This is a genomic window from Psychrobacter proteolyticus, assembly GCF_038155145.1.
GTDB lineage: Bacteria > Pseudomonadota > Gammaproteobacteria > Pseudomonadales > Moraxellaceae > Psychrobacter > Psychrobacter proteolyticus_B.
Genome location: NZ_JBAKAY010000159.1, coordinates 1 through 217, shown reverse-complemented (window position 1 = coordinate 217; position 217 = coordinate 1). Strand labels below are relative to the sequence as shown.

Annotated in this window: 1 pseudogene; it reads left to right on the top strand. The window is 41.9% G+C overall.

The window, feature by feature from the left end:
* Positions 1-217: pseudogene (locus tag V6252_RS13350) on the top strand (amidophosphoribosyltransferase); the annotation flags it as partial.

Sequence of the window (217 nt, the reverse complement as noted above, 5' to 3'; positions counted from 1 at the left end):
CTTTGGTAAGCGTATGGCACCGAATGGCGGCACTGAGTATAAGGTTGCCTCTGAATCAGTTGCCTTGACAGGTTCTGGCTTTACTATCGTACGTGATGTAAAACAAGGCGAAGCAATTTTCATTGATTTGAACCATAAGCTACATACGTATCAGTGCGACGAGCAAAAAGAATACACTCCTTGTATCTTTGATTATGTTTACTTTGCTCGTCCAGAT